14 protein-coding genes are annotated in these 13,611 nt (G+C 69.2%); 8 read left to right on the forward strand and 6 right to left on the reverse strand.

Features of this window, described 5'->3' with window-relative positions:
• Positions 1-112: 112 nt before the first annotated feature.
• Positions 113-1,717 (forward strand): carboxylesterase/lipase family protein, encoded by a 1,605-nt coding sequence (locus tag AC07NX_RS12355; RefSeq protein WP_494642131.1) that lies wholly within the window; start codon positions 113-115, stop codon positions 1,715-1,717.
• A gap of 306 nt (positions 1,718-2,023) precedes the next feature.
• Here the strand turns inward: AC07NX_RS12355 and AC07NX_RS12360 are convergent, their stop codons facing one another.
• Positions 2,024-2,413 (reverse strand): globin family protein, encoded by a 390-nt coding sequence (locus tag AC07NX_RS12360; protein ID WP_494642133.1) that lies wholly within the window; start codon positions 2,411-2,413, stop codon positions 2,024-2,026.
• Between the two features lie 130 nt (positions 2,414-2,543).
• Positions 2,544-3,728: a glutamine-hydrolyzing carbamoyl-phosphate synthase small subunit gene (gene carA, locus AC07NX_RS12365; protein WP_035088110.1), complete on the reverse strand. Its 1,185-nt coding sequence runs from the start codon at positions 3,726-3,728 to the stop codon at positions 2,544-2,546.
• A gap of 267 nt (positions 3,729-3,995) precedes the next feature.
• Here carA and AC07NX_RS12370 point away from each other — a divergent pair, with 267 nt between their 5' ends.
• The 4 genes from AC07NX_RS12370 to AC07NX_RS12385 all read left to right on the forward strand — a co-directional run bounded on the left by AC07NX_RS12370 (position 3,996) and on the right by AC07NX_RS12385 (position 5,631).
• On the forward strand, positions 3,996-4,286 hold the full coding sequence (locus tag AC07NX_RS12370; protein ID WP_494642134.1) for a DUF1272 domain-containing protein: 291 nt from the start codon (positions 3,996-3,998) through the stop codon (positions 4,284-4,286).
• A gap of 176 nt (positions 4,287-4,462) precedes the next feature.
• A complete protein-coding gene (locus tag AC07NX_RS12375) occupies positions 4,463-4,594 on the forward strand; it encodes a hypothetical protein (protein WP_494642135.1) in 132 nt (43 codons plus the stop codon).
• A gap of 97 nt (positions 4,595-4,691) precedes the next feature.
• Positions 4,692-4,868: a hypothetical protein gene (locus tag AC07NX_RS12380; protein WP_494642136.1), complete on the forward strand. Its 177-nt coding sequence runs from the start codon at positions 4,692-4,694 to the stop codon at positions 4,866-4,868.
• 67 nt (positions 4,869-4,935) lie between these two features.
• Positions 4,936-5,631, forward strand: coding sequence for an HAD family hydrolase (locus AC07NX_RS12385; RefSeq protein ID WP_494642138.1), 696 nt, complete (start codon positions 4,936-4,938; stop codon positions 5,629-5,631).
• A 133-nt stretch (positions 5,632-5,764) separates the two neighbouring features.
• On the opposite strand, the gene AC07NX_RS12390 is transcribed toward AC07NX_RS12385, so the two are convergent.
• The 4 genes from AC07NX_RS12390 to AC07NX_RS12405 form a co-directional block, all read right to left on the reverse strand.
• Positions 5,765-6,916: an acyltransferase family protein gene (locus tag AC07NX_RS12390; RefSeq protein ID WP_494642139.1), complete on the reverse strand. Its 1,152-nt coding sequence runs from the start codon at positions 6,914-6,916 to the stop codon at positions 5,765-5,767.
• 11 nt (positions 6,917-6,927) lie between these two features.
• Positions 6,928-8,325 carry a M23 family metallopeptidase gene (locus tag AC07NX_RS12395; RefSeq protein WP_494642141.1) on the reverse strand — a complete coding sequence of 466 codons (1,398 nt, stop codon included), beginning with the start codon at positions 8,323-8,325 and terminating at the stop codon, positions 6,928-6,930.
• A 237-nt stretch (positions 8,326-8,562) separates the two neighbouring features.
• Positions 8,563-9,258, reverse strand: a complete 696-nt coding sequence (ctrA, locus tag AC07NX_RS12400) for a response regulator transcription factor CtrA (RefSeq protein ID WP_029914069.1) — start codon at positions 9,256-9,258, stop codon at positions 8,563-8,565.
• 429 nt (positions 9,259-9,687) lie between these two features.
• On the reverse strand, positions 9,688-10,473 hold the full coding sequence (locus AC07NX_RS12405) for a LytTR family DNA-binding domain-containing protein (protein ID WP_494642142.1): 786 nt from the start codon (positions 10,471-10,473) through the stop codon (positions 9,688-9,690).
• 124 nt (positions 10,474-10,597) lie between these two features.
• Between AC07NX_RS12405 and AC07NX_RS12410 the strand changes: the two genes are divergently transcribed.
• The 3 genes from AC07NX_RS12410 (at position 10,598) to AC07NX_RS12420 (ending at position 13,541) form a co-directional block, all read left to right on the forward strand.
• Positions 10,598-11,596 carry an alpha/beta hydrolase family protein gene (locus AC07NX_RS12410; RefSeq protein ID WP_494642143.1) on the forward strand — a complete coding sequence of 333 codons (999 nt, stop codon included), beginning with the start codon at positions 10,598-10,600 and terminating at the stop codon, positions 11,594-11,596.
• Between the two features lie 173 nt (positions 11,597-11,769).
• The gene (fliI, locus tag AC07NX_RS12415) at positions 11,770-13,107 is read left to right on the forward strand and encodes a flagellar protein export ATPase FliI (RefSeq protein ID WP_494642144.1); all 1,338 of its coding nucleotides are present in this window, start codon (positions 11,770-11,772) and stop codon (positions 13,105-13,107) included.
• A gap of 14 nt (positions 13,108-13,121) precedes the next feature.
• Positions 13,122-13,541 (forward strand): flagellar export protein FliJ, encoded by a 420-nt coding sequence (locus tag AC07NX_RS12420; RefSeq protein WP_494642146.1) that lies wholly within the window; start codon positions 13,122-13,124, stop codon positions 13,539-13,541.
• Positions 13,542-13,611 lie beyond the last annotated feature (70 nt).

Genomic DNA, 13,611 nt, shown 5'->3' on the forward strand with positions numbered 1-13,611 from the left:
CTCCCTCTGGGAGAGGGTCTCGGTGAGCCCCAAAAAAGTGGATGTCACCGGTGTCAGGAACCGTGGTAGCGATTCCGCCGAGCGCGAACCCAACCGCGCCTGGAGGACGCCCATGGATCATCCCAACCTTGATCGTCGCGGCCTGATCGCCGGCGCGGGCGCGGCCCTGGCCCTGGCCTCGGGCCCCGCCCTGGCCGCCCAGCCGGGTCCGATCGTGGCCACCACCTACGGCAAGGTGCGGGGCGCGGCCGGCGACGGCGTCCAGGTGTTCAAGGGCGTGCGCTACGGGGCCGACACGGGGGGCGCGGGCCGCTTCATGCCGCCCCGGCCGCCCAGGCCGTGGACCGGCGTGGCCGACGCCCTGGCCTATGGCGCGGCCTGCCCGCAGGGCAAGGGCGAGGACGGCGAGGCGCTGAGCGAGGACTGCCTGTTCCTCAACATCTGGACCCCGGCGACCGGTAAGAACCTGGCCGACGGCAGGAAGCGGCCGGTGATGGTCTATATCCACGGCGGCGCCTACAACACCGGCTCGGGCGCCAGCCCCTGGTACGACGGGACCAAGCTGGCCAGGCGCGGCGATGTCGTCGTGGTCACCGTCAACCACCGGCTCAACGCCTTCGGCTATCTCTACCTGGCGCGGCTGTTCGACGACCCGTCGGTGGCCGACAGCGGCAACGCCGGCCAACTGGACCTGGTCCTGGCCCTGCGATGGGTGCGCGACAACATCGCCGCGTTCGGCGGGGATCCGGGCAATGTCATGCTGTTCGGCCAGTCGGGCGGCGGGGCCAAGATCGCCACCCTGATGGCCATGCCGGCCGCCAAGGGCCTGTTCCACCGCGCCGCCACCATGAGCGGCCAGCAGGTCACCGCCGCCGGCCCGTTCAACGCCACCCGGCGGGCCAAGGGCTTCATCGACAAGCTGGGCATCAAGGACCTGGCCGCCCTGCGCGCCCTGCCCGCCGACCAGGTCCTGGCCGGGCTGAAGGCCGTCGACCCGATCGCCGGCAGCGGCGGGGTCTATATGGGCCCGGTGCTGGACGAGCGGTCGCTGACCCGCCACCCGTTCTTCCCCGACGCCTCGCCGATGGGCCTGGACGTGCCGATGATGGTCGGCAACACCCACGACGAGACGCGCGGCTTCGTCGGCTACGACAAGAGCCTGATGACCCTGACCTGGGAACAGGTGGTCGAGAAGCTGCCGGCCCAGTTCAACGCCCGCATCGACATCGACCCCGCCACGGTGGTGGCCGCCTATCGCCGGATCTATCCGCACTACACGCCGGCCGACGTCTATTTCGCGGCCGGGACCGCCGGCCGGTCGTGGAAGGCGGCGATCATCCAGGACGAGGAGCGAGCCAAGGCCGGCGCGCCCGCCTTCGCCTACCAGCTGGACTGGCGCGCGCCCAAGGACGGCGGCGTCTGGGGCGCCCCGCACACCCTGGACATGCAGCTGATGTTCGGCAATTTCGACGCCCCCGGCGTGATCACCGGTTCGGGTCCGGACGCCGTGGCCATGCACGAGCGGCTGGCCGACACCTTCATCGCCTTCGCGCGCACGGGCGATCCCAACAACCCGTCCATCCCGAAGTGGGAGCCCTATACCCTGCCCCGCCGCCAGACCCTGGTGTTCGACAACACCACGCGGATGGAGGACGACCCGCGCGGCGCCGAGCGCGAGCTGTTCAACAAGGTCCCGTTCACCCAGTTCGGGACCTAGGCGGCGCGAGCCCCCTCCGGCCCTTCGGGCCACCTCCCGCAGAGGGCAGGGCTGTCGCATATGGATTTGCTCTGAAAAAACCTGTCATCCCGGACAAGCTCGGCAGAGCCGAGCGCCGATCCGGGACCGCCGGAAGCGCCTGCGTTCACGCCCCGGTCCCGGATCTTCGCGCTGCGCGCTCGTCCGGGATGACAACCGTTTTGAGGCATATGCGATACCCCTCTGCCCCAGAGGGGAGGATCTATCGAGGCGCGGATGCTCCCCCTCTGGGGGAGCTGTCGCGAAGCGACTGAGGGGGCCGACGCCCTAAGCCGCCACCTCGTCGTCTTCGTCCTCATCCTCGTCGTCCGGCCAGACGCCCAGCGCGGCGTCGCGCAGGCTTTCCGCGCGGTCGGCGATCTCGGCGATGACCTCGTCGCCGACGCCCTGGGCCTCGAGGGCCAGGGCCAGGTGACCGATCATGTGGTCCAGGTCCTCGTCCTCGGGACCGTTGTCCGAGAGCCAGGCCAGGGCCGGGGCCAGGCGGGCCTCGTCGTCGTTGTCGAGATCCAGGGCCGCCGCCATGAAGGCCCGCGCGCCCGGCGAGATCACCGGCCCGACCAGGTGGGTCAGCAGGTCGTCGTCCTGGGCGCGGCGGAAGAAGTCGTCGAGGGCGGCGTTGGCGATCGCCTCGCCGCCGATGCGTTCATAGGTCATGGGATCCTCGTCGAAGGGTCGCAGGGGAACCGGAACGCGAAAAGGCTATCACGCGCCCCGGCGGGGAACGTGATGCGGCCATGACAATTGGGTCGTCGTTTTGTGTAAGCGGGGCCGTGAGGCCGCCGACCTACTTCGCCGCGTCCATCAGGCCGGCGAAGCGCTCGAACAGGTAGAGGCTGTCGGTCGGGCCGGGCGAGGCTTCCGGGTGATGCTGCACCGAGAACACCGGCTTGCCTTCCAGGGCGATGCCGGCGTTGGTGCCGTCGAACAGCGACACGTGCGTCTCGGTCACCGCCTTCGGCAGCGAAGCGCTGTCGACGGTGAAGCCGTGGTTCATCGAGACGATCTCGACCTTGCCGGTCGTCAGGTCCTTCACGGGGTGGTTGGCCCCATGGTGCCCCTGTTCCATCTTCACGGTCTGGGCGCCCAGCGCCAGGGCCAGCATCTGGTGTCCCAGGCAGATGCCGAACACCGGCTTGCCGCTTTCGACCAGCGTCTGAATAACGGGAACCGCATACTCCCCCGTCGCGGCCGGGTCGCCCGGGCCGTTGGACAGCAGCACGCCGTCGGGATTGCGGGCCAGGATGTCCTCGGCCGAGGTGTTGGCCGGCACCACCGTGGCGCGGGCGCCGACATGGGCCAGGGCCCGCAGGATGTTGCGCTTGACGCCGTAGTCCAGGACCACGACCTCGTACTTGGGCTTGTCCAGCTTGGCGTAGCCCTCGGGCCACGACCACAGGCCCTCGTCCCAGGTGAAGGTCTGGGTGGTGGAGGCGTCCTTGGCCAGGTCCAGGCCCTCCAGCCCGGCCCAGGCCTTGGCCTTGGCGACCAGGGCGGGAAGGTCGAACTGGCCGGTCGGCGAGTGGGCGATCACGCCGTGCGGCATGCCGGTCTCGCGGATCTTGCGGGTCAGGGCGCGGGTGTCGACCCCGGCCAGGCCGATGACGCCGCGCCGCTGCATCCAGGCGTCGAAGTCGCTGTTGGCGCGCCAGTTGGCCGCATCGGTCGGGACCTCGCGGAACAGGACGCCGCGGGCGGCCGTCTCGGCCCCGCCGCTCATCTGCTCCAGATCCTCGAGATTGGTCCCCACATTGCCCACGTGCGGGAAGGTGAAGGCGACGATCTGGGCCATGTAGGAGGGATCGGTCAGGATCTCCTGGTAGCCGGTCATGGCGGTGTTGAAGCACACCTCGCCGACCGCGTCGCCGACCGCGCCGCAGCCCACGCCTTGCAGGATCGTGCCGTCGGCCAGGGCCAGAACGCCGGTAACGCCCTTGAGCAAAACAGGAGGGGGGAGAAGGTCTTTGGACATCTCGGAAGCGCCTCCTAAACGCAGGGCCAGAAACAGGCCGGTCATTGTCGCAAAAAGGCGGGCCAGGTGTAACCCCGCCCGCCGCGCAAACGGCGGCGTGTCTAGGGGGGTATGGCGGGGGGGTCAACCCCTTCGATCACGAGAGTCGGAGCGTGGCCCCACATTCCCGTGATCGACCAACAAGCCCCCTCGCGCGGCGAGCCCCAAAGCCCCTATGCTGTAAGGGTTAAGCGCCACAATCAGCATAAGAACACGGGAGGACGGCCCATGCTCGAACTGCGTCCCAATTGCGAGTGCTGCGATCGCGACCTGCCGCCCGACAGCCCGGACGCCCGGATCTGCACCTTCGAATGCACCTTCTGCATCGATTGCGTGGAGACGCGATTCTCCGGGGTCTGCCCCAATTGCGGCGGCGACCTGTCGGCCCGGCCGATCCGGCCCGCCGCCGCCCTGCACCGCTTCCCCGCCTCCTTGAAGCGCGTCTACAAGGCCCACCCGACCTGCGCCAGCGTGCGGCCGCCGCCGGATGCGCGACAGCCCCCGGCCTCGTGGGCCTGACACCCCGCTCGGGCGCACCGGAGCCTCTTTAAAACGGTTTTGCCGAACCCCGACGCCCGCGACGCTGTCGCTTCGGCGCCACGGCTGGAACAACTTGTCGCGGGGGTGCGTCCGTTCGCGCGGTCGACGTGTTAACGCCTTGAGGCTCAGGGTCGAGCTTCAATGGAGTTGGTCCCATGAGCCCGCCGGTCGCCCCTGTCGCCCCCATCGCCACCGACTGGTTCGGCCTGGTCGACACCGGCCTGCGCGTGCTGCTCGTGGCCGCCGCGTCGGTCAGCGCGGTGATCTTCGTGGCGCAGAGCTTCTAGGGCCGAAAAAACCTAACTTGGCCTTGGGAACGTCGGCCAGCCGACATCGTTTCGATGGACATGGGCGGGGCCGCCCTAGCCGTGCTTGTGTCTTTGCATGTCCAATTCCTATGACGATCGCTTCGAAGAACCGGCCTCGACCGTTTCGGCGAACCTGACCGAACAGATGCTCCACCTGACCAACCGGTTCGAGGAGGAACGCCTCAAGCTGGAGGAACGGACGTTCCGCGGCGATGGCGTCGACGAGGCCGAGGGCCGCGGCGAGGAAGGCTGACCGCCGCGGCGTCTTGGCGTCGGACGGCGACGCGGCGTATCACCGGCGCGGACCCGGAGAGCTTCCAATGCCCGTCACGACCGTCGGCGTCGACGCCGACGACACCCTTTGGCACACAGAGACCATCTTCCGCCTGACCCACAAGCGGTTCGTCGAACTGCTGGCCCCCTACGGCGACGCTGAGCAGATCGACGCCCGGCTGGCCGAGACCGAGAAGCGCAACCTGCGGCTCTACGGCTACGGGGCCAAGGGCTTCACCCTGTCGATGATCGAGACGGCGATGGACCTGACCGACAGCCAGGTCAGCATCGGCGTGATCCGCCAGATCCTGGCCGCCGGCCGCGAGATGCTGACCGAGCCGGTCGAGCCCCTGCCCGGCGTCGAGAAGGCCCTGGCCGAACTGTCCCAACGCTATCGCCTGGTGCTGGTCACCAAGGGCGACCTGCTGCACCAGGAGCAGAAGCTGGCCGCCTCGGGCCTGGGCGACCTGTTCGCCGCCGTCGAGATCGTCTCGGAAAAGGACGCCGACACCTACCGCCGGGTGTTCGCCCGCCACGGCTCGGGGCCCGAACAGGCGGTGATGGCCGGCAATTCGGTCAAGTCCGACATCATCCCGGCCCTGGACGCCGGCGCCTGGGCGGCGCTGATCCCCTATCCGCTGGTCTGGGCCCACGAGGCCGCGACCGCGCCGCAGGACCATGCGCGGTACGTGGAGCTGGGCTCGATCAGCGAGCTGCCGGCGTGGGTGGATGGCCTCGCTTAGAACCCTCTCCCAGAGGGAGAGGGAGGGGCCCATTGCGGAGCAATGGGAGGGTGAGGGGGTAAACCGTCCGACGGCGTGCCGGCAGTGGGTTCGTGAGAAAACGGCGAGGGCGTAACCCCTCTCCCTCCCACCGCTACGCGGCGGGCCCCGCCCTCTCCCTCTGGGAGAGGGTCTTTTTGGCGCCCAGCCCCGAGATCCAGTCCCGCGCCGGCCGCTCGAACAGCACCAGCGACAGGTAGGCCAGCGGGATCAGGGCCAGCACCCAGAACAGCACCCAGAGCCGCAAGGCGTCGCCGTTCAGGCCGAGCCGGGCCACCCCGACCCAGTTGATCCCCATCTTCAGGGCGATCGGATGCAGCAGGTAGAGGCTGAAGCTCAGCTGGGCCCAGGGGGCCAGGCGGCGGCTGATCCCGCCCTGCGGGCCGGCCGCGTCGGCGGCGACGCCCGCCAGGCCCAGGGCGTAGACGATCAGCAGCAGCAGGGTGCGCTCGATCCGCAGGGTCGAGGCGACCAGGAACACCGCCAGCAAGCCCCACATCCAGAAGCGCGCGAACGGCAGCCGCCCCAGCGGCGCGCGCAGCTGGAAGGCCAGCATGCCCAGCAGGAAGCCCGGCACGGCGCGCAGCACCCCGAAGTTCCAGGTCCACTGGTGGAAGGGCATGTCGCCGTCGGGGTTCAGCAGCAGCACCACGAAGCTGGCGATCGCCGCCAGGGCCGTGACGATCCGCCCGCGCGCGGTGATCCAGAACAGCAGCGGCAGGGCCAGGTACAGCCCCATCTCGGCGCTGATCGCCCAGCTGACGAAGTTCCAGGTCTGGCTGTGGCAGACATGCCAGGCGTGGATGAAGACGACGTTGGGCGCGATGCAGGCCAGGTCGTAGCGCTTGGGATCGACATCCCCGCCCCAGCCCATGACGCCGACCGCCCAGACGCCGACGAACACCAGCATCGTCGCCCAGTGCAGCGGCCCCAGCCGCGCCACCCGCTTCTTCAGGAAGGTCCCGTACCTGGCCCAGCTGGTCAGCCGACCCGTGTAGATCGCCGCCATCACATAGCCGGAGATCAGGAAGAACAGGTCCACGATCAGGCTGAAGCCCTTGATCATGTCGTCCGCCACCTGCCAGCGACCATCCAGGTTGATGTAGCGGTTGAAGTGGAAGACCACGATCATCAGCGCCCCGACGATGCGCAGGGCGTCGAGGTGCAGCATGTCCTCGGAGTCGGGCTTAAGCGGCGGGAAGATTTTCACGAAGCCAGGGATGCGGCGGGCGGCGGCTGCGGTCAAGGTTGGTGCGTCTACCGCAGCGCCGGCCCCTTGGCCTTGTCGAGGCTGGCCAGGGCCAGTTTGGGGGCCGCCTTGTCCTCGACCGCGTCGCCGCCCTGGGCCAGCAGCGTGTCGATGTGGGCGCGCTGGGCCTTGAAGCGCGACAGCTCGGCGCCGGCCAGGATCGTGCCCTGGGGCACCTTGGCGCCGATCGGATTGACCCGCTGGCCGTTGAGCCAGACCTCGTAGTGCAGGTGGGGGCCGGTCGCCAGGCCGGTGGAGCCGACATAGGCCACGACCTGGCCCTGGCGCACGCGCACGCCGGGACGGATGCCCGGGGCGTAGCGCGAGATGTGGCCGTAGCCGGTGTCCCACTGGCCCGAATGGCGGATGCGCAGCCAGTTGCCGTAGCCGCTCCAGCGGCGGGCCTCCAGCACCACGCCGTCGCCGGCCGCCAGGATCGGCGTGCCGGTCCCAGCCCCGAAGTCGACGCCCTTGTGGGCGCGGGTGTAGCCCAGCACCGGATGCCTGCGCTGGCCGAAGGTGGAGGTGATGCGGGCCCCGTCGACCGGCGTACGCAGCAGGAAGCCCTTGATGTTCTTGCCCAGTTCGTCGAAGAACTGCGGCTTGCCGTCGTCGCCCGAGCGCTCGAAGGCGTAGAACTTCTGCCCCTTGACCTCGGCGTATTCCAGGTCGCCGGCCTCGACCGTGCGGCCGCTCTCGGTGACCTTGCGCCCGAACACCAGGCAGAAGCGGTCGCCCTCCTGGATGTCGCGCGAGAAGTCGATCTTGTGCGAGAACAGCTTGGCCGCCTGGCTGATCACCGCCGGGGTGCCGCCCACGCCGGCCACGCTCTCGTAGAACGACCCCTTCATCTCGCCGCAGGCCACCTTGGTCTCGTCGGTGACCTTTTCCTCCAGCTCGCGCAGCTTCATCGCGCCGTCGAAGGTGCGCGAGACGGTCAGGGTCGAGGACGGGCCGGTGCGCATCGACAGGCCGATCAGGCGGGCCGATCCCGCCCCCCTCTTACCACTTGGGCCGTTGCGGCGCTCGGCGATGGCGGCCTCGAAGGCCATGCCGGCCTTGATGTTGACGGTGTCGATCGCCCCCTGCAGGGCGGCCACCACCTGGCGGGCGTCGTTGGGGGCGATGCCGGTGCGCAGCACGGCGCTTTCCAGGGTCTCGCCGGGGCGCACCTGGACGGGGATCGATTCCGGACGCTCGAAGCCCGGCTGGGCCTCGGCGCTGGCGAAGGCGGCGTGCTGCAGGGCGGCCAGGGCGTTGGCGTCGAGCGGCGCCTTGACCATCTGCACCGGCGCGTCCGGCGCGGTCAGCTTCCACCCCAGGCCCAGGGCGGCCAGGCCGGCGATCGCGGTGAAGACTTTCGGGGCCAGACGCAAGGTCGGCCGCCTCGGATCGAATTCCTGCATCAAGCCCCCGATGGTAACCCAAACTGGTAGCGATGCCGCGTTCGGCGTGACACGGCTGGGATGCCCCCCAGCAAAACCTCGCGCCGGAAAATGACGGATGACGCCATGTTCGAGCAAGGACTATTCGGTGCTTCGGGCGATTTGTCACGGACAGGGTTAACGCCCTGTTCCTACAAAAGAAAACGCCCGCCTCCGGGGAGGTGGGCGTCTGCTTTTCGGGTCACCGGCCTCGCGTGATTACGCGGCGTTGACCTGCTCGTTCGGGTCGCGCAGCACGTAGCCGCGGCCCCAGACGGTCTCGATGTGGTGCTTGCCCTGGGCCGAGGCCGCCAGCTTCTTGCGCAGCTTGCAGATGAAGACGTCGATGATCTTCAGCTCGGGCTCGTCCATGCCGCCGTACAGGTGGTTGAGGAACATCTCCTTGGTCAGGGTCGTGCCCTTGCGCAGGGAGAGCAGCTCCAGCATCTGATATTCCTTGCCGGTCAGATGCACGCGGTTGCCGTTCACTTCGACGGTCTTGGCGTCGAGGTTGACGATGATGTCGCCGGTCTTGATCACCGACTGGGCGTGACCCTTCGAACGACGGACCACCGCGTGGATGCGGGCGATCATCTCGTCCTTGTGGAACGGCTTGGTCATGTAGTCGTCGGCGCCGCCCGAGAAGGTCTTCACCTTCGTGTCGATTTCGGCGCTGCCCGACAGGATCATGATCGGCGTGTTCACCTTCGCCACCCGCAGGGTGCGCAGAACATCCAGGCCGCTCATGTCGGGCAGATTCAGGTCCAGCAGGATGAGATCGTAGTCATAGATCTTGCCCAGATCCACGCCCTCTTCGCCAAGATCCGTCGTGTAGACGTTGAAGCCTTCAGACTTCAGCATCAGCTCGATGGTCTGCGCGGTGGCGCTGTCATCCTCGATCAACAGTACGCGCATGCAGCCCTCCCCGCCCGTGGGCGGCATTATTCGACAGCTAGGCGGAATACCGCCGGTGAAACCCGTCCTGCACTCTGCCGGACAGTTAATTTAAGACAGGTTAATGGTGAATGATCTCGCTGGAGAAATGGTTAATCTGATTTGCGAATCGGGTGCAAGCGGTCAGCGACTCATTTGGCGCAAAGGTCGCAGGGGGCTGTGGACGGTCCGTCAAGACGATTCCTTTTGATCCGAAAGCCCGGAAATCGGGAGTTGTAAAGGGGTCGGGCGCCGCCTTTCGACCCCGATCGCCAAGCCGCGCCGTTCACCAGTAAGGCGAGATTGCGGCGTTCTGTCGCGAGAAGTTTACAGGCTTGGCCGCGGGGGTGGAGCGTCGCCGTGAGCCTGGCCGTTCAAGGGGCGCGACGTCCGGCCGCGGCGGGTTTCACCCTATTGTTCGCGGACGGCTTCCGGCGCCAGCCATCCGGCTTCCCGAAGCTTGGCCACCGAAGCGCGGGAGACCGGCGCGTGAAGGTCGCCCTTCAAGGTCAGGCGCAGGTTACGGCCGTCGGCGACCACCCCGGTCACCGCCGCCCGGGCCACCCACCATGACCGGTGCACGCACATCCCCTCCTGGGCCATGCCGGCGATCACCCGCTCGAACGGCCCGGCGACCAGGCGCGAGCCGTTCAGCGTGTGGACCCGCACATAGTGGTCCTCCATGCGCAGGCACAGCACCTCGCCCGACGGCATGGGCGAGGTCGGCGGCGCCGAGGCCGCCATCGCCGGGGCCGCGCCCCGGGCCTTCAACGCCCGGCGGAGGATCACGAAGGCCAGGACCGGCCCCGACAGCACCACGCACTGGCCGTACCATTCCAGGGGCGTGATCCGGCCGCGCAGGAACGGCCACAAGGTGGTGGCCAGCCAGCTGATGAACGCCGCCAGCGGGACGCAGCCGACCAGCAGCGCGACCGCGATCGCCGGCCAGGCCGGGACCCCCACGCGGCGTGCGCCCGCCACGGCCAGGCGCTGCAGGAGGCCGAAGATCAGGGTCCCCACGCAGAAGCTGACGACGAAGTGGAAGATCCGCGGCCAGGGCGGGCCGTTATAGTAGCTGCCATAGGGTCCGATCACGCCCACGAACACGCCGATGACCGCGGCGACGGCGAAGTCGACCGTCCAGTCCCGGGCGGTTCCCAGCATCGGCTCGGCCTTGGCGATCGTGGGGACGGTCATACCCTTGCTATAGGCGCGGTTCGCCGGTTCGCGAACCCGTTCGCCCATTCGCGAAGCGGGCGTGGCGCGGCTGAACCCGGCGAGGGATGACCTTGGCCGTGTTCCACCCCGTCCGAGGACTGCCATGTCGATCCGCGCTCTCCTGCTCCTCCAGCTTCTCGCGTCCCTGGCGGCCCTGGCCGGCGTCAACCCCGCCCTCGCCGCCAGCGCCGGCTTCACCGTCGTCCAGGTCGCCGATCCGCAAGGCCCGCCGATCACCGTCGGCGTCTGGTACCCGACCGATGCTCCGGCCAAGCCGATGACGCTGGGCATCGGCGGCCAGACCGTGGCGGCCGGCGCGCCGCCGGTCGGCGACCACCTGGCGCTGATCGTGATGTCGCACGGCAACGGCGGCTTCTTCGGCGGCCATGCCGACACCGCCCAGGCCCTGGCCGAGGCCGGCTTCGTGGTCGCCGCCCTGACCCACACCGGCGACAACTACGCCGACCAGAGCCGCGCGACCGACATGGCCAACCGGCCGCGCCAGCTGTCGGTGCTGATCGACTACATGCTGAAGGCCTCGCCCCTGCGGGCGGCCATCGATCCCGACCGGGTGGGGGCGTTCGGCTTCTCGTCCGGCGGCTTCACGGTGCTGGCGGCGGCCGGCGGCGAGCCGGACCTGCGGACCATGGCCCCGCACTGCCAGGCCCATCCCGACTTCTTCGACTGCAAGCTGGCCGCCTCGCGCCCGCCGCCCGCCGACGCGATGAAGGCGACCTGGACCCATGACGCCCGGATCCGGGCCGTGGTCTCGGCCGCCCCGGCCATGGGCTACGCCTTCGGCAAGGCCGGCCTGGCGAAGGTGACCGCGCCGCTGCAGCTGTGGCGGGCCGGGAACGACGAGATCCTGCCCGACCCGTTCTACGCCTCGGCGGTGCGCGCCAGCCTGCCCCGGACGCCGGACTATCACCTCGTCCCCGGCGCGGGTCACTTCGACTTCCTGACGCCCTGCAACGACCAGGGCCGGGCGACCGCCGCCGCCATCTGCACCAGCGCGCCGGGCTTCGACCGCGCCGCGTTCCACAGGGATTTCGACGCCAAGGTGGTGGGATTTTTCACGGCCAACCTGCCGCCCAGGCCGTGATCCCGGACCCCGCTCGTCCCGGCGTTCGCCGGGAGGGGCGGATCGCAAGACATATGGACGCAGGCCCCATCCTAACCACAATCCTCAAGGGCCGATTAACCATGTCGGTCTACTTCACTCCCCATTAACGCGCCGGGCCCAAAGCTAAGCCTCGAGCCGTCGGGAGCCCCTTCTTGCGTAGCCTGATCGCCGCCGTCGAACGTATCGATCCGCTGACCATCTTCGGTCGCGTCGCCGCCGTGAACGGCCTCCTGATCGAGGCCCGCGGCGGACTGACCCGGCTCGCCGTCGGCGCCCGGGTCGAGATCGAGCGCCTGGGCCTGCCGGTGCTGCCGGCCGAGGTCGTCGGCTTCCGCGAAACCCGCGCCCTGCTGATGCCGTTCGGCCCCGTTGAAGGCGTGGCCCCCGGCGCCGAGATCCGGATCATGCCCGAGGGCGCCGTGGTCCGTCCGACCAAGGCCTGGCTGGGCCGCATCATCAACGCGTTCGGCGAGCCGATCGACGGCCTGGGCCCGCTGCCGCAGGGCGACGTCCCCTATCCCCTGAAGACCCCGCCCCCGCCCGCCCACGCCCGCGGACGGGTGGGCGAGCGCCTGGACCTGGGCGTGCGGTCGATGAACGTCTTCACCACCACCTGCCGCGGCCAGCGCCTGGGCATCTTCGCCGGCTCGGGCGTGGGCAAGTCCGTGCTGCTGTCGATGCTGGCCAAGGAGGCGACCTGCGACGCCGTCGTGGTCGGCCTGATCGGCGAGCGGGGCCGCGAGGTCCGCGAGTTCATCGAGGAGACCCTCGGCGAGGAAGGCCTCAAGCGCGCCATCGTCGTGGTCGCCACCTCGGACGAGCCGGCCCTGACCCGGCGCCAGGCCGCCTACATGACCCTGGCCGTCGCCGAGTTCCTGCGCGACCAGGACCAGGAAGTCCTCTGCCTGATGGACTCGGTGACCCGCTTCGCCATGGCCCAGCGCGAGATCGGCCTGGCCGCCGGCGAACCGCCGACCACCAAGGGCTACACCCCCACCGTCTTCACCGAACTGCCCAAGCTGCTCGAGCGCGCCGGCCCGGGCCCGATCCGTCCCGACGGCACCACCGCCGCTCCGATCACCGCCCTGTTCACGGTGCTGGTCGACGGCGACGACCACAACGAGCCGATCGCCGACGCCGCCCGGGGCATCCTGGACGGCCACATCGTCATGGAGCGCAGCATCGCCGAGCGCGGCCGTTTCCCCGCCATCAACGTGCTGAAGTCGATCTCGCGGACCATGCCCGGCTGCCAGACCCTGGAGGAGCGCGAGGTGGTCAAGGCCGCCCGCCAGAGCCTGGCGGCCTATTCGAACATGGAAGAGCTGATCCGTATCGGCGCCTATCGCGCCGGGGCCGATCCGATCATCGACCGCGCCATCCGCCTCAACCCCGCCGTCGAGGCCTTCCTCAGCCAGAGCCCCGACGAGGCCACCAGCCTCGACGACAGCTTCGGCTACCTCGCCCACATCCTGCAGAGTGACGCCGCCTAGATGGAAACCCCTGCATGACCAAGTGGGCCGACTCCCTGATCCGCATCTCGAACCACGAGGTCGAGACCCTGCAGAAGCGCCTGGCCGACATCGTCGAGCGCCGCCAGACCGCCGAAATGAAGGTCGCCACGCTGGACGCGGAATCCGAGGCCGAGGCGATGCGCGCCCAGGGCGACGTCGAGGCCGGCTGGTACATGATCGGCTTCCGCCAGGGTTCCAGGATCCGCCGCGACCAGGCCATGCTGGAGATCGACCAGATCCTGATCGAGGAGGCCGGCGCCCGCGACGCCCTGGCCCTGGCCTTCGAGAACCTCAAGAAATACGAGCACGTCGCCGAGGCCGCCAAGGTCGCCAAGGCCAAGCTGATGGGTAAGCTGGAGACCGCGGCCCTGGACGAACTGGGCCTGCGCCGGGCGGCCGCCGGTGGGCGATAGGCGGCCCGTTACCCCCTCAGTCGCTGCGCGACAGCTCCCCCAGGGGGGGAGCATCTACGAGCTCGGCGCC

This window comes from Caulobacter sp. GW821-FHT09A05 (assembly GCF_059418465.1).